This window comes from Empedobacter sp. UBA5924 (assembly GCF_002431085.1).
GTDB classification, from domain to species: Bacteria; Bacteroidota; Bacteroidia; order Flavobacteriales; family Weeksellaceae; genus Empedobacter; species Empedobacter falsenii_B.
The window spans coordinates 14,187-30,390 of sequence record NZ_DJDM01000005.1 but is presented as its reverse complement, the minus strand read 5'-3'; the positions used below and the strand labels follow the sequence as shown (position 1 = coordinate 30,390).

Genomic DNA, 16,204 nt, shown 5'->3' with positions numbered 1-16,204 from the left:
AAATATTTAGTCGATTTTTTTGTGTTTTATAACAAACGATCATCCCAATTATAATCTTCTAATTCTTTGATTTTAACCTTTGAAGAAAAATCAGGATGTTTTGTATTGATTAAATAATTATATTCTTTTGGAATGATTGACGATGGAACTTTGATAACCAAATATTTAAAATCCTGATACCAAGCAGAACCAATCTCTTGTAACTCGGGATAAGCCTCTACAGATTGCCAATTCCTAGGTAATTTAGACTTTTTAATTTCATAAATTTCATCTTCTTCGCAATCAATTTCTATCACTAATAATTTGTACGAGTTATCAATGCTAATAGAACTTCTATGCACCACCAATTCTAAGGTTGAAAGCGCGCGAGAACTTCCTGCATAAATAACAAATTCATCATTTTTATTCCATCTGTTGGCAACTCCAGAAGCTTGTAATGATTTTGAATATTTCGCTTTACGAATATTGTAAACTAACATTGTTAGACGTTTTCTCCGTATTCTATCGCAGTCAAACGATTATCGATAAATTTCAGACCTGAAACTGTATCAAGAAAATCTGCTGGCGATTTTTTATCTAACAAAACATTAGGCGTCGTTAACCATTTCTCGAAATCATCTTTTGTATTGAAAACCTCCATACCGTGTTTGTATAAAGAAATCAATAAAACAATATGCTCTTTTGTATTATCTTTTAGAGAAACATCTTTCGTTTTATAATTTCTGTATGTACGCGTTGTGATATTTAACCAACTTGAGATTATTTCGTCTTTTAACGTTGATAATTCATCAAGATATTGAATATATTTTTGATCAATATTATAACGATTTACGTAAAAATAAACACTCGTAAAATCTCTTACTTCAGGGATTTCATTTATGATTTGTTCGTATTTTTTTAGTTTAACAGTTGCCATAATTCTAAACTTTTATTAAAGTTACAATTTTTCCACTTAATAAAGGAACTTTTTCTCAAATTTAAATAAATTTAACAAAAAAAGAGGTTGCCTAAGCAACCTCTTCCTATATAATGATTTAAAAATTCTTATTTCAAAGAACCAACCATATCTTCTGGTTTTACCCATTCGTCAAATTCTTCAGCAGTTACATACCCTAATGCGATTGCAGTTTCTTTTAACGTTGAGTTGTTTTTGTGAGCTGTTTGAGCAATTTCAGCAGCTTTGTAGTAACCAATTTTCGTATTAAGTGCTGTAACTAACATTAATGAATTATCAACTAATTCTTTGATACGAGCATAATTTGGCTCAATACCTTGCGCACAATGCTCATCAAAAGACACACAAGCATCTCCTAATAAACGTGCAGATTGTAAGAAGTTTGCAGCCATAACTGGTTTGAAAACATTCAATTCATAATGACCTTGAGTTCCTCCAATTGTAATCGCAACATCGTTACCCATAACTTGAGCTGCAACCATTGTTAACGCCTCACATTGAGTAGGATTTACTTTACCTGGCATGATAGAAGATCCTGGTTCGTTTTCTGGAATGATAATTTCTCCAATACCTGAACGAGGTCCAGAAGCTAACATACGAACGTCATTTGCAATTTTGTTTAATGAAACAGCTAATTGTTTCAAAGCTCCGTGAGTTTCTACGATTGCATCGTGAGCAGCTAATGCTTCGAACTTATTTTCTGCTGTTACAAATGGATGACCTGTAAATTCAGCAATGTATTTAGCAACTAAAACATCGTATCCTTCTGGCGTGTTAAGACCTGTACCTACAGCAGTTCCACCTAAAGCAACTTCAGATAAATGCTCTAGTGTATTTCTTAAAGCTTTTAAACCGTGATTTAATTGCGCTACATATCCAGAAATCTCTTGACCTAATGTTAATGGCGTTGCATCCATTAAGTGTGTACGACCAATTTTTACAACAGATTTAAATTCTTCAGCTTTCTTAGCTAATGTATCACGTAATTGCTCAACACCTGGAATTGTTACTTCAACAACTGCTTTGTAAGCAGCAATGTGCATACCTGTTGGGAAAGTATCATTAGAAGATTGAGATTTGTTAACGTCGTCATTCGCTTTAAGAACTGGTTCACCTTCTCCAATTTTGAATCCAGCTAAAACTTGCGCACGATTAGCAACAACTTCATTCACATTCATATTAGATTGAGTTCCTGAACCTGTTTGCCAAATTACTAAAGGAAATTGATCATCTAATTTTCCTGCTAAAATTTCGTCACATACAGCAGCAATAGCATCACGTTTTTCAACTGGTAAAACACCTAATTCAGCATTTGCATAAGCAGCAGCTTTCTTAAGATAAGCGAAACCTTCTACAATTTCGTGAGGCATAGAAGCCGCAGGACCAATTTTAAAGTTGTTACGAGAACGTTCTGTTTGAGCACCCCAGTATTTATCTGCAGGAACTTTTACTTCCCCCATGGTGTCTTTCTCAATTCTGTATTCCATTTTGGTATTTTTTATTATTTATATATTGTTTACTTATCTCACAAATTTAAGAAATCGTTTGATGAAAGAAAAGTGATTAATGTTAGTATTTCTATAAATTTTATTTACTAAGTTTGTATCACATAAAAATAAAATCATGATTCAATTTTTAGGTTTCTTATTATTCTTAACAATCGCTTTATGCGGATTCTGGGGTATCATCTTTTTTGCAACGATGGCTATTTCTTGGATTCCATTTTGGGTTGCGAATTTAAGAAAAGAAAAAGCTGGAATAGTAACAGCAGAAGATCCTCGTCCGATTTTACCAAATCAAGAAGGAATCACAGTATTATTCAAAAAATAATAAGCTGTAAAAAAAAATTAAAAGGAACTTGACGAAGTTCCTTTTTTTATTTATTCGACTTTCGAATCTTCTTCATAATTTCCTTCCAAATAATTTTTCAAACTAATTCGGATAATTTCTGTCCAACCAGCTTCAAAACTTTCGCGCGAGAAATTTTTATCATCAGGCGGAAAAGTTTCAATTCCTTCATGAATCAACGTTAATTTTGTTTGCGGAACAATTTCATCTGTTAATTCATCCAAAATAAATGTAACAACAGAATTTCCTTCGTAGACAGGATATTTCCATGTATAAGCTAACAATTTAGTCGGCTCTACTTCTACTATTTTACAGTGATGTAAATACGATCCGCCATAAAACTCAAATTCGAATCCAACTTCTGGAACAAACTTCTTAATATCAAAATACCATTTATCAAAAGCAGATTTTGTCGTTAAGGCATTCCACACTTTATCAATTGAAACATCAAAAATTTCTACTATTTCTACAGGCTTTGCACTCATATTCTATTTTTTTATGATTTTGTTTAATTTACTAATTTTTTAATTATTATTTAAATTTAGCCCAAAATTTAATTGTTACATTTGCTATGTGTAAAATTTTTAAAATGAAATTTAATAAAACTTTTTTAAGTGTTTTAGGGTTATTTGCTGGTCTTTCGCTATATGCGCAACAAGAGGTTAGCCGTCCAAAACTAGTAGTTGGTATCGTTGTCGATCAAATGCGATGGGATTATTTATATCGTTACCAAGATAGATATTCTACAGGAGGTTTCAATCGTATGTTAAACGAAGGTTTTAGCAACGAAAATACCTATATTCCTTATATACCTACTTATACAGCTATCGGTCATAGCACTATTTATACAGGTTCTGTGCCTGCTATTCACGGAATTGCTGGGAACGATTTTATCATTCAAGCAACAGGACAAGAAATGTATTGTACGCAAGATGATGCTGTAAATGGGGTTGGAACTTCATCAAAAGCAGGAAAAATGTCTCCAAAAAACTTGTTAACTTCTACAGTTACTGATCAATTAAAATTATCAACAAATTTCCGTTCAAAAGTATATGGAGTTTCGTTAAAAGATCGTGGAGGAATATTACCTGCAGGTCATTTTGCTGATGCTGCTTTTTGGTTTGATGGAGAATCTGGTAACTGGGTTTCGAGTACATTTTATATGAATGAGTTGCCAAAATGGTTACAAAAATTCAACGATAAAAAAGTTCCTGAAAAATATTTAGACAAATGGAACACACTTTATCCGATTGATACTTATGTACAAAGTGAAAAAGATGGAAATCCATATCGCGAAAATTATAAAGGATTAGATAAAATGCAATTTCCTTATGATTTGAAAGCGTTGAAAAAAGAAAATGGTTTAGGTTTGATTCGCTCTACTCCTTTCGGAAATTCGTTAACAAAAGATATCGCGATTGAAATTATTGATAACGAAAAATTAGGTCAAAATGAGAAAGGAATTACAGATTTTTTAGCGGTTAGTTTCTCTTCTACTGATTATGTTGGACATCAATTTTCTCCAAATACAATCGAAGCCGAAGATACTTATTTGCGTTTAGATAAAGACTTGGAACAATTATTTAATCACTTAGACCAAAAAGTTGGAAAAGGGCAATATTTAGTTTTCTTAACTGCAGATCATGGTGGAGCTCATAATCCTAAATATTTCCAAGATAAAAAAGGTAATGCAGGATACTTTCCAACTGGAGAAGTAAAAAAAGCATTAAATGCTAAATTACAAGAGAAATTCAAATCTACTGATATTGTACGCTCATTGACAAATTATCAGGTTCATTTGAATTATCAAACGATCGAACAAAATAAATTAGACGAAGAAGATATCAAAGAAGAAATCGTAAAGTTTATGCAAAAAGTTGATGGTGTTTCTTTCGTAGCTGATATGGATAAAATTGGAGAAGCTTCTATTCCTGCGATTATCAAAGAACGAATGGTTAACGGTTACAATCGTAAACGTAGCGGTGCTATTACTTATATTTTAGAACCACAATGGTACGGCGGAAAACAAAATGCTGGAGGAACAACACACGGAACTTGGGGGGCTTACGATGCTCACATTCCATTTGTTTTGATGGGTTGGGGTATAAAACATGGTAAAAATAATAACCGTGTTTATATGACAGATATCGCACCTACAGTTGCCGCTTTGCTACATATAGAAGAGCCAAACGGAAATATTGGCGAACCAGTTTCTGAAGTAACAAATCCAAAATAATCTTATAAAAGATAATTCTAAAAACGCAACTTAATTAGTTGCGTTTTTTTTTGTTTCTATAATTATTATTTACTCTATTTCAATTGTTTAAATTTTATAATTAAAGAAATTAACGATTAACATCTATAACATTATTTTGATAAATAATAAGCTCATATTATTGATAATGAGAAAAATATAAATAAGAGGGGGTAATGAGGGATTTGTTTTAAGAGGAAAATCAGCATTTTTCGTTGATTTGTAATAGAAGATAATTATACAAAATCATGAGAAATTATAGAACGTTATAATATTCCAAAAACAACATTGTATAAATGGATAATTTTTAATATTCTGCACAATATTAGTAAAAGAGTATAATTTTCTCCAATTAAATTAATAACTTTAATATTCTAAATACATCATAATGAAAAAGACTTTTTTAAGTAAATTAACTTTGACATTATTTTCTACCAACCTATTTTTTTTATTATCTCCACAACTAGATGCTTGCACAAGAGTTGTCTATAAAGGTCCAGAAAATACTGTAATCACAGCTCGTTCTATGGATTGGAAAGATGAAATTGATGCAAATATTTGGGTTTTTCCTAGAGGTATAGATCGATCTGGCAACGTTGGAAATGCTTCGGAAAAATGGACTTCAAAATACGGAAGTGTAATTGCAAGTGCTTGGGACATTGCGACAACAGATGGCATGAACGAAAAAGGACTTGTTGCGAATGTTTTGTGGTTAGTAGAAAGCCAGTATCCTCAATTTAATCCAAAAGGAACAAAGCCAGGTGTTACAATTGCAGCTTGGGCACAATATGTTTTAGATAATTATGCTACAGTAAAAGAAGCTGTAGATGATTTGAGAAAAGAAAAATTTGTAATTGTTTCTGACTACATTCCAGGTACTCAAAAATTTACAACTTTACATCTTTCAATTTCTGATGCAAATGGAGACAATGCAATTTTCGAATATGTAAACGGGAAATTAAAAATACACCATGATCCTTCTTATACAGTAATGACAAATTCTCCAGTTTTTGATGAGCAATTAGCAATTAATCAATATTGGAAAGGGATTCCAGGAACAATTATGTTACCAGGAACTAACAGAGCTGCTGATCGTTATGTAAGAGCATCATATTACATTAATGCAATTCCGCAAACCGCTGATACTCGCACTTCTACTGCAAGTGTTTTTAGTGTTATCAGAAATGTATCGGTTCCGTTAGGAATTTCTTCAGAAGCAGAACCTAACATATCGTCTACAAGATGGAGATCAGTTTCTGATCATAAAAATCTTGTTTATTACTTTGAAACTACAAAAACTCCAAATACATTTTGGGTTGATTTAAAGAAAATTGATTTTGGTAAAAATGCAAAAACAAAACGATTAAGCGTAAGTAAAAATGAAACGTATGCTGGCGAAACTTCACAACTTTTTAGTGATACAAAACCATTTACATTTGTTGGAATTTAGATCGAAAAATTAATCAATATTTTTCTTGCAAATAGTTCTAAATCAACATTCAATATGATTGCCAATAACAAACATTTTATATCTGCCTTTTTATTATTAGGATCTATTGTTTATGCTCAAAAATCAAATGATACAATTGATATTTCGATAAGACCTTACACTAGTTTGAGAGGTCATCTTGCTGTGCATGATAAAGTAATGGAGCTACAAGAAAATGCCTCTCGTGCTGGAATTGAAATTAATCTAAAAAAAGGAAATATTGCATTTGTAGCTGGTATTGAACTCCAAATAAATATGTTCAAAGGTAACTCGTCGTTTAATGTTGATGGAAATTTAGATAGTGATCTTTTGACAATTGTTTCAGAACAAAAACAACAAGTTTTTGGTAATCGCTTGGGTTACTTAGGTATTGATTTGTCTAAATATGGTAAAATAACATTTGGTAAACAATGGAGTGTTTACCGTGATGTTACAGCTTATACAGATCGTTTTAATGTATTTGGAGGACGCGCTTCTGCAACTTTTACAGGTGGAACAGATGGTGGTTTGCTAGGAACAGGACGAGCAGATCAATCAATAATTTATAGAAATAAAATTAAAGCTTTTCAATTTGGTGCTCAAATCCAAACAAAAGGTGGAAATGATGATAAGATTATTGATGGTTTTGGTTTTTCAGCTCAATTAGAATTAAATCAAAATATTAGTATTGGAGCTGCATTTAACCGTGCTTTTATAGCTCAAAACTTAATTGATGATAATCATATCTTAGGTTTATCAGGACATCCAACTTTTTATTCAATTGGTTTAAAATATACGAGTAAACAATTTGATGTTAGTCTACTTGGAATTTTACAGCAAAATGGTGATTTTATACCTATTTCATATCAATCTGAAAATACAATTAATCCTTCATATGTTTTTGATGCAAAAGGTTTTGAGACAGCGTTGAAATATAAACTAAATAAATTTTCAATTTTAGGAGGTTATAATTTATATGTTCCTGAAACAAAGAAATCTGTAGAAAATATAATCATTGATAAAAATTTCAGACGAAGTGATTTCATTACAGGATTAGAATATTATCCGATGAAATATGTACAATTATATACAGAACAGCGTATCTCTTTTGGTAAAAATTATATTGGTAAAAAAGAACAAAGTGTTTTTACATTGGGAATGAAACTAGATTTATCTAGACAATTTAATAAGAAACTTAACCTATAATAAAACCACAACTAACTTAACTTTTCTCTCTATCATTTGAAATAATTAATAAAACGAAACTTAAAAAATTATGTTTAACTTTTTTCAAAAAAGCACATTTTTAATTCTATTAGCATCAAGTACGCAAACTTTTGCTCAAGACTCAATTCAGCCAGATGATTCTTGGCATTTCAAAGTAGAGCCAAATATGATGTTGCCTCATATGAAAGGAAAAGCGAGTGTTTCTCGACTTCCGAATGTACATGTAAGTCAATCCCCTTCAGACTTTTTTGAGCATTTGAAATTTGCTGGAATGTTAATTTTTGAAGCCGAAAACAAAGATTGGGTGATTACATCTGATATTATTTATGCTTCTTTAGCTGCAAATGTTAAAAAAGACCCTTTAGTTTTGGATGGTAAATTAACAGCAAAACAATTCTCTTTTGAAGCAGGTTTATTGAGAAAAATTACACCTTGGCTAGAAGCTGGTATTAGTATGAACCTTGTAAATATTAAATCTGGATTTGATGTAAATCTAATCAATCCAGTTTCTTTAAAACCAATGCATTTAGATCGTAGTATTTCTAAAACTTGGGTAGATCCAATGTTAGTTGCAAGAACAAGAAGTTTACCAAACAAAAAGTTTTTGTATAATGTTTCTGGAGAAATTGGAGGATTTGGAATCGGCTCAAAATTAGCATGGCAATTAGAAGGATTGGCTGGTTATCAATTCTCTGATTTATTTTACGCAATGGCGGGCTATCAAATCATAAGTATGGACTACGAGAAAGGAAGTAACAATTCCAACTTTGTTTATGATATGGATATGTTTGGACCAATGATAAAAATTGGCTTTAACTTAAAATAATAACCTTAAAATAAATATATTATGAAAAAATTATTTGTATTATGTGCTTTTACAAGCATATTATTCACAGCTTGCGAAAAAAAGACTGAAAGTACTCCTGCCACTGAAAATAAATCATCACAAAAAATCGATGACTCCACTTCTCAATCTGCTTTAGATTGGGACGGAACTTATGAGGGCGTGATCCCTTGTGCTGATTGTGAAGGAATTAAAACAGAATTAACTTTAAATCAAGATAATACATATACCTTAACAGAGGAATATATCGACAAAAACCTAAAGGTTGAAAATCAAGGTAATATTACGTGGACTGATGATGGTAATTCAATTTCATTAAAAACAAAAGACGATGAATATAAACGTTATAAGGTTGGAGAGAATATTTTATTCCAATTAGATTTAGAAGGAAATGAAATTACTGGAGCTTTAGCACAAAATTATCAGTTAAAGAAAAAATAAATAAGATAGATAAGAAAACGTAACCAAAAATGGTTGCGTTTTTTTACTTTTATAAAAAATAAAACAGAAATGACTTTCAATTCACCAATCATATCAACACAAGAATTACATGATAATCTACATCTTAAAAATTTAATTATTTTAGATTGTACGATTGATAAAGTTGGACAATCAATAAAAGATCAAGAATTAAAATTAATTCCGAATTCTCTTTTCTTTGATTTGGAAGGAAAATTTTCTGATCATTCTTCGCAATTTCCTCATACATTTGTTGATGAAGAAACTTTTACAAAAGAAGCTCAAAATTTGGGCATTAATCAAGATTCTATCATCGTTTGTTATGATCGTTGGGGAGTTTATTCGAGTCCGAGAGTTTGGTGGATGTTCAAAGTAATGGGACACAATGAAATATATGTTTTAGATGGCGGATTACCTGTTTGGATGGATAATAATTTTGTCACAACTTCTACTTATTTTCTACCTACTATAAAAGGTGACTTTATTGCTGACTTTCAATCGAATTGGTTTGCTGATACACAAGTTATGTTAAATGCAATAAATGATGATTCAAAAATGATTATAGATGCTCGATCAGAAGGGCGTTTCAAGGGGACTTCTCCTGAGCCAAGACAAGGTTTACGAAGCGGACATATTCCAGCTTCTAAGAATTTATTTTTTGAAAATGTTTTGGCTGATACATCATATAAATCAAAAGAAAAACTGAAAGCAATTTTCGAAAAATTGACAGATTCATCCAAAGAAAATATTTTTTCGTGCGGTTCTGGTGTTACAGCTTCCATCCTAGCCTTGGCTTCGACAATTGCAGGTTTTGATAAGGTAAAAGTTTATGATGGTTCTTGGTCTGAATGGGGCGCTGACGAAAATTTACCGATTGAAAGATAGTTTAAAACTATTTTGCATGATTTACAAATCCGAGTAAAAAACTCGGATTTGTAAATTTTAAGCTAAATGTTTTTATTTTTTGGTAAGAAAACTTCCGCCATCATACAGCGAGCGCTTCCTCCTCCTAATTTTTCAATCAAATCTATCTTAACAGGTAATATTGGATTATAAGCCTCAATTTTAGAAATTTGTTCTTGATCAAGAGAATTATAAGCTGTTTGTGACATCACTAAATATGATTGTCCTAAACCGCCAACTTGCAACATATTCCCAGCAAATTGATGCATTTGTGCTTCTGTAATTGCAATAATTTCTTTTCCAGTTTCTAATAAATACTCACAAACCGCTTTCTTTTCTTTTTTATCATCGATAGAATCCAAACAAATAATCGCATATTTATCTGCAATACACATCATTACATTGGTATGATAAATAGGTTTGCGTTCTCCATTTACAGTTTGATTCGCATGAAAAATAACAGGTGTATATTCTAATTCCTCACAAAATTCAATCAATAAATCTTCATCAGTTCGTTGAGAAATACATGCATAAGCCAATTCATGTTCGCGATCAAGAATAATACTTCCTGTTCCTTCCAGGAAAATTTCGTCTTCTTCTGCCGATGTAAAATCAATCACATCATCAATATGAAAACCTTTTTCTTCCAACAAACTCAAGACATCTTCTTCACGACGCTCTTGTCTCCTATTTTTCGCAAACATCGGATACAATACTACATTTCCGTTATCGTGAAATGAAATCCAATTGTTTGGGAAAATTGAATCTGGTGTATGTGGCGATGCAGTATCTTTAATCGTGATAACATTTACACCTTTCGAACGCAAAGCAGAAACCATTTCTTGAAATTCTTCTAAAGCTTGTTTCTGAATATCTTCTTGAGAATCTGTTGTTTCTGTTTGGAAATAATTGTTAACAGCAGTTTCTGGATTGTAATAAAAAGCTGTTGGCTCAACCATCAAAATAGTTGATGTATATTGTTTTTGTTTCATGTTATTTTCTGATTAATGGCATTGTAGAACATCTCAATAAACCTCCCATTTTAGAGACTTCGCGGTAATTAATTCGCTCCACTTTTATGTTCCATACATTTTCTAAATGATCATTTAAACGTGTAAAATTTTTCTCAGAAACAACAACTTCAGGAGAAATTGAAAACACATTAGGATTCATCCAATACATTTCTTCTTTTGTCACTTCGAATAAATTTTCTTTCCCAAAAATATCGACAATTTGCTGATATTCGTGTTCAAATAAAAAGCCGTCTTTGTAAATAATTGCTTTGTCTTTCCCAACAGGATTGAATGTACAATCTAAATGTAAGATTCCTTCGTAAGGATTTTCATCATTCTTTTTCAATTCAAAATCCAAGACTTTTTTATTGGGAAATTTGGCTTTGATATACTCTACAAATTCAACATTTGTACGTCCTGTTTTATAATTTTTGAAATCAGCTTGTTTGTACGTTCCAACAAAAATATAATCGTTGTACAAAATCACATCGCCACCTTCTACATAAACTTCTTCTGGTAAAGCATTGATTTTATTCCCTTTGAATTGACGTTTTATTTCGCAATAGGCTTGTAATTCTTCTAAACGATCTGGAATAATATTCGAGATAAAGAATTCATCATCAATTACAAAACCGACATCACGAGAAAAAACTTGATTACAATCTTCGATCATTGTTGGACGTAAAACTTTAACATTATATTTTTTCAAAACTTGTTCAAATTCTGACATTTCCGCAATCAAATCTTCTTCTTTTGGATAATCGTTATTCTTTACGGTTTCATAAGATTTGGCATCGAACGTCTGATCAAGTGTTGGATTAGCTCCGTTAGATTCTGCTCGACCCAAGACTACAGTTTGCAGTTGAGCCGTTTCATTCTGTACATTTAATCGCATAATTTATTGTAGTTTTTAATTTTATGTTCCAAAAAAAATCCCGCAATAGCGAGATTTAATTTTGTATAAATATACATTTTATTTTTGAATTCCTAAAGCTTTCAAACCATTTACTGTTGCAATATTTGAAAGTTGTTCCACATCATAAAAGTGACAAGACTCTAGCATTACTCTCAATTCTGTAAGTAAATGACCATCAGAAAAAGGTTTATAAATATCATTAATATTATCTGTTCCGAAGGCAACGTTAATTCCTCTTGGAATCATTTCATCTACTGGAGTTACCGAATTGTGCGAAGGCGCTAAACGCTCTGTACGATTATGATCAATCCATGCAGTTGGACAAGACACAATGTGCATATCTGCTTCTTTGATTAAATCATATAATTCGTAACGATATTTTCTTGGATGAGCTGCTACAGAAATTGAATGAACCGCAGAAACTTTTCCTTGCATTCCATGTTCGATCGTTTTCAATGCTAATTGCTCGGTTTCTTTTTCTTCGTCTGTGTTAAATTGATCAACATGAACGTGAACCAATTTATTTTTTGCTTTTGCAGTTGATAATAAAATATCTAAATGGTCATCTTCTCGACCGAAATCTTTTGCAGGTAAACCTCCGATTATATCCACAAAATCAGAAGACATATCAAACCATTCACGCGCTTTTGGATCGATAACTCCTTTCAATACTTGATTTGCAAAACGCATTTCGATGTCTTTTCCGTAATTATCTTTTAAGCGTTGAGCAGCTTGTATACTACGATCTTCAATCACTTCATCCGCATCAATAAAAGAACCAATTGCTTGACAACCTTGCTCTAACATGAAATTAATCGCTTTTTCCATTCGGAAATAAATATCATCAACAGATGAATTACGTTTCATATCATCAACTAAATGCCATTTTTCTTTTAAGTAAGAATTTGATAATGCGAAAGTGTCCGAAGTCAATGAATAAGCTCTATCTAAGTGTGAATGCGTATTAACCCAACCTCCTTTTTCGTTGATTTTTTCAAGTACTTCTTCAATTGGATTATAGTTCTGTTTGTTCATCGTGAGTTTGTTTGTTTTCGGGATGTAAAATTAACAAGATTATTCAATAGAAATGAAGCGATATTATCAAAAAGATTTCTGTAACTTTGTGCCTTTGTTAGTAACATGAGCAAGCAAAAAAAATCCAACAATAGTTGGACTTTTTTGTTTGTTTATTTTTTTTAAGAAAAAGTTCTATTTTACCATCTGGATATTTTGAATTAGGCTTTGTAAATTTTAAATCATCTACTAAATCCATATTTACTGCAATAAAACTTGCATAATCAACATCTTTTCCGTCAATTGAATAACCTATTTTTAAATCTTTTTTTGGTTAAGAAATGATTAATTTAGAATTTTTAATTCCAGGAATTGTATCATTCAAAGTTTTAGATTGTGCAAAACTCAACAATGGAAGAAATAAAAAAGCTAATAGTAATTTTTTCATATCATTAATATTTGTTCCATAATTTCTCAAACTTTTATGTTATGATTCTTTCTCTTTTTTGGAAACAATATCAATTTTTCCGTTTGGATATTTTTTATCTGTTTTGATTACTGTAATATATTTAATTTCATCTGGACTCATTTTCGTAAAAATACTTTTATCAACTCTCTCTCCATCAATAAAAATTGCAGGTCTACTATTTTCATATTCAGAAATAGATATAGAACTTGGTACAATTCTATTTAAAACTTTTTCATTTGAATTTTCTTGTGCAAAACTCAACATTGGAAGAAATGCAAAAGCTAATAATATTTTTTTCATAAATCGTTAATTTATATAAAGTTAATTAAATATTTTATAAAAACTAATTTTTATATGTTCGTTTTACAGATTGAATTCCTTCAATATTTTTCATTTCCATCATGATTTTTTCTAATTCGGCTTTATTTTTAACTGAAACTGTAATCTTTCCATCAAAAATACCTGCATCCTCAGATAAATTAATACTATGCATGTTCAACGAGTTATTTTTTGAAATAACTAACGTAATATCACTCACCATTCCAGCTCGATCCAAACCTTGTAACTCAATCAACGCTTTAAATTCTTGTTGAGAAGAATCAATCCATTTCGCTTTTATAATTCTGTACGCATAATTTGCTTGTAACGAAACTGAGTTTGGACAATCTACCTTATGTACTTTTATTCCTTTTGAAACTGTGATAAAACCATATACTTTGTCACCCGGAATTGGATTACAACAACTCGCTAATTCATAATCTAAACGCTCTTCATCATTCCCAAAAACAAGACTATCTAATTTCGTTTTGTCGATAGAAATATTATCTTTTTTAGTTGTATTGAATGTTGATTTTCTGAAACGGTTAATCAATCCTGTGAAACCAGTATTTCGTTCTGCAAATTTACGTAAATCATTGTTGTCAATAATTCCCATTGCAACATTATAAAATACATCTTGACTCGAACTTAACTTAAAGTATTGCTGTAACTGATTAATCGTATTTTCACTAAAATCAACCTTTAAATGTCTTAATTTACGTTGAATAATTTCTTTTCCATCTTCTGCAACTTTACGTTTATCTGAGTTTAAAGAAGCTTTAATTTTACTTCTCGCTTTACTCGTTACAACATATTCTAACCACTCTAATTTTGGTTTTTGTTGTGTTGATGTAATGATTTCTACTTGATCACCACTTTGCAATTGATGCGACAGCGGATACAATTTTCCATTCACTTTTGCACCCAAACAATGGTCACCAACATTGGTGTGAATAGAGTAAGCAAAATCCAACGAACTCGCTCCTTTTGGTAACGAATGCAAGTCTCCTTTTGGCGTAAAAACATAAATCTCTTTGGAGTACAAATTGAACTTGAAATTATCCATAAACTCAATCGCATCCTTAGTATCTTCTTGCTCCAACATTTCACGAACTTGATGAATCCATTCATCAACTTTCGTTTCGTCGTCCGATATATTTTCTTTGTATTTATAATGTGCTGCGATACCCATTTCGGCAACTTCGTCCATTCTTTCGGAACGAATTTGTACTTCTACCCAACGCGCTTGTGGTCCCATAACCGTTACGTGAAGCGATTCATAACCAGTAGTTTTGGGTTGAGAAATCCAGTCGCGCATACGTTTTGGATTTGGAATAAATAAATCCGTCACCAACGAATAAATTTTCCAAGCTAAGAATTTTTCATTCTTTTTATCTGAACGATAAATTACACGAATCGCAAACAAATCAAAAACTTCCTCGAAAGGAATTCCTTGATTAATCATTTTTCGATAAATTGAATTGATTGATTTTGAACGACCTTTTATCTCAAATTCTAAACCTTCGGCTTCAAGTTTTTCTGAAATAGTCTTACAGAAATCATCAATGTATTTTTTTCTTTCGGCTTCAGTTTCTGTTAATTTATGTTCAATATTAAAATATGCATCTGGTTTAGTGTATTTCAAACTCAAATCTTCTAGTTCAGATTTGATGTTATACAATCCCATTCTGTGAGCCAAAGGCGCATATATAAAAATAGTTTCGGATGCTATTTTTAACTGTTTATCCTCTCGCATACTTTCTAACGTACGCATATTGTGTAAACGATCGGCAATTTTGATCAAAATCACACGCACATCTTCAGATAAAGTCAGTAATAATTTTTTATAATTTTCAGATTGTATCGAAACATCTTGTTTATTTAAGACAGCAATTTTTGTTAATCCATCTATAATTTTTGCAATCTTTTTTCCAAAAAGTTTCTCAATATCTTCTAACGTATATTCAGTATCTTCTACTACATCATGCATTAAAGCCGCAGAAATTGATGTAGCACCAAGCCCAATTTCGTCAGCAACAATTTTGGCAACAGCAATCGGATGATAGATATATGGCTCGCCTGTTTTTCTACGCTGATCTTTATGCGCATCAACAGCCAAATCAAAAGCTTTACGAATCAGCTTTTTATCTTCATCTGATAAAGTGACATATGTATTTTGAAGCATCTCTTTATAACGTCTCGTTATCTCAATGTTCTCTCTCTCTAATTGTTCGTCTGTAATAACATGAGGCGTATCCATCTTTCTTATGTTTTTGTTGATTTAGAAAAAAGCTTTAATTCCCTTTATTTATCTGCTTTCTTCGAAGGATTAAATATACAATATTTTATTTTTTATTGACTATAATATTCAACTGATTTTATCACGTTTTTTAAGTCTTTATTTTTAATCAATCTAATTTATAACGTACTTTTTACACTATTAATTTAATAATAAAAGTTGATTAATATAATCTGATTTTATCAATTTACAATTATATACTACTTTTTATTGTATA

16 protein-coding genes are annotated in these 16,204 nt (G+C 31.1%); 7 read left to right on the top strand and 9 right to left on the bottom strand.

The genetic code is table 11. From position 1 onward, the window contains the following. Positions 1-26: 26 nt before the first annotated feature. The 3 genes from B3792_RS01080 to fumC all read right to left on the bottom strand — a co-directional run bounded on the left by B3792_RS01080 (position 27) and on the right by fumC (position 2,442). Complete coding sequence (locus B3792_RS01080) at positions 27-479, bottom strand: RES family NAD+ phosphorylase (RefSeq protein ID WP_180904386.1); 453 nt, start codon at positions 477-479, stop codon at positions 27-29. A gap of 2 nt (positions 480-481) precedes the next feature. Continuing rightward, the gene (locus B3792_RS01075; protein ID WP_221854470.1) at positions 482-916 is read right to left on the bottom strand and encodes an antitoxin Xre/MbcA/ParS toxin-binding domain-containing protein; all 435 of its coding nucleotides are present in this window, start codon (positions 914-916) and stop codon (positions 482-484) included. Between the two features lie 128 nt (positions 917-1,044). Continuing rightward, a complete protein-coding gene (gene fumC, locus B3792_RS01070; protein WP_180904387.1) occupies positions 1,045-2,442 on the bottom strand; it encodes a class II fumarate hydratase in 1,398 nt (465 codons plus the stop codon). Between the two features lie 136 nt (positions 2,443-2,578). Between fumC and B3792_RS01065 the strand changes: the two genes are divergently transcribed. Next, positions 2,579-2,785, top strand: coding sequence for a hypothetical protein (locus B3792_RS01065; protein ID WP_038334195.1), 207 nt, complete (start codon positions 2,579-2,581; stop codon positions 2,783-2,785). A gap of 50 nt (positions 2,786-2,835) precedes the next feature. On the opposite strand, the gene B3792_RS01060 is transcribed toward B3792_RS01065, so the two are convergent. Beyond that, complete coding sequence (locus B3792_RS01060) at positions 2,836-3,288, bottom strand: SRPBCC family protein (RefSeq protein ID WP_115000556.1); 453 nt, start codon at positions 3,286-3,288, stop codon at positions 2,836-2,838. 104 nt (positions 3,289-3,392) lie between these two features. Between B3792_RS01060 and pafA the strand changes: the two genes are divergently transcribed. From pafA to B3792_RS01030, 6 genes are all read left to right on the top strand, one after another. Then, positions 3,393-5,039 (top strand): alkaline phosphatase PafA, encoded by a 1,647-nt coding sequence (pafA, locus tag B3792_RS01055; RefSeq protein WP_286494818.1) that lies wholly within the window; start codon positions 3,393-3,395, stop codon positions 5,037-5,039. Positions 5,040-5,445: 406 nt separating this feature from the next. Then, on the top strand, positions 5,446-6,507 hold the full coding sequence (locus B3792_RS01050) for a linear amide C-N hydrolase (protein ID WP_286494817.1): 1,062 nt from the start codon (positions 5,446-5,448) through the stop codon (positions 6,505-6,507). A 54-nt stretch (positions 6,508-6,561) separates the two neighbouring features. Beyond that, positions 6,562-7,731 carry a porin gene (locus B3792_RS01045; RefSeq protein WP_286494816.1) on the top strand — a complete coding sequence of 390 codons (1,170 nt, stop codon included), beginning with the start codon at positions 6,562-6,564 and terminating at the stop codon, positions 7,729-7,731. A gap of 70 nt (positions 7,732-7,801) precedes the next feature. Further along, a complete protein-coding gene (locus B3792_RS01040) occupies positions 7,802-8,578 on the top strand; it encodes a hypothetical protein (protein ID WP_286494815.1) in 777 nt (258 codons plus the stop codon). A 21-nt stretch (positions 8,579-8,599) separates the two neighbouring features. After that, the gene (locus B3792_RS01035) at positions 8,600-9,037 is read left to right on the top strand and encodes a copper resistance protein NlpE (RefSeq protein ID WP_286494814.1); all 438 of its coding nucleotides are present in this window, start codon (positions 8,600-8,602) and stop codon (positions 9,035-9,037) included. 69 nt (positions 9,038-9,106) lie between these two features. Then, positions 9,107-9,940, top strand: coding sequence for a sulfurtransferase (locus tag B3792_RS01030; RefSeq protein WP_291048214.1), 834 nt, complete (start codon positions 9,107-9,109; stop codon positions 9,938-9,940). Between the two features lie 62 nt (positions 9,941-10,002). On the opposite strand, the gene ctlX is transcribed toward B3792_RS01030, so the two are convergent. The 5 genes from ctlX to B3792_RS01005 all read right to left on the bottom strand — a co-directional run bounded on the left by ctlX (position 10,003) and on the right by B3792_RS01005 (position 15,948). Continuing rightward, positions 10,003-10,950 (bottom strand): citrulline utilization hydrolase CtlX, encoded by a 948-nt coding sequence (gene ctlX / locus B3792_RS01025; RefSeq protein WP_291068643.1) that lies wholly within the window; start codon positions 10,948-10,950, stop codon positions 10,003-10,005. A gap of 1 nt (position 10,951) precedes the next feature. Continuing rightward, positions 10,952-11,866 (bottom strand): dimethylarginine dimethylaminohydrolase family protein, encoded by a 915-nt coding sequence (locus tag B3792_RS01020; protein ID WP_291068641.1) that lies wholly within the window; start codon positions 11,864-11,866, stop codon positions 10,952-10,954. A gap of 78 nt (positions 11,867-11,944) precedes the next feature. Next, positions 11,945-12,922 carry an amidohydrolase family protein gene (locus B3792_RS01015; protein WP_291068639.1) on the bottom strand — a complete coding sequence of 326 codons (978 nt, stop codon included), beginning with the start codon at positions 12,920-12,922 and terminating at the stop codon, positions 11,945-11,947. Between the two features lie 466 nt (positions 12,923-13,388). Then, on the bottom strand, positions 13,389-13,670 hold the full coding sequence (locus B3792_RS01010; protein WP_038335788.1) for a hypothetical protein: 282 nt from the start codon (positions 13,668-13,670) through the stop codon (positions 13,389-13,391). A 43-nt stretch (positions 13,671-13,713) separates the two neighbouring features. After that, a complete protein-coding gene (locus B3792_RS01005) occupies positions 13,714-15,948 on the bottom strand; it encodes a RelA/SpoT family protein (protein ID WP_291048205.1) in 2,235 nt (744 codons plus the stop codon). Positions 15,949-16,204: the final 256 nt, after the last annotated feature.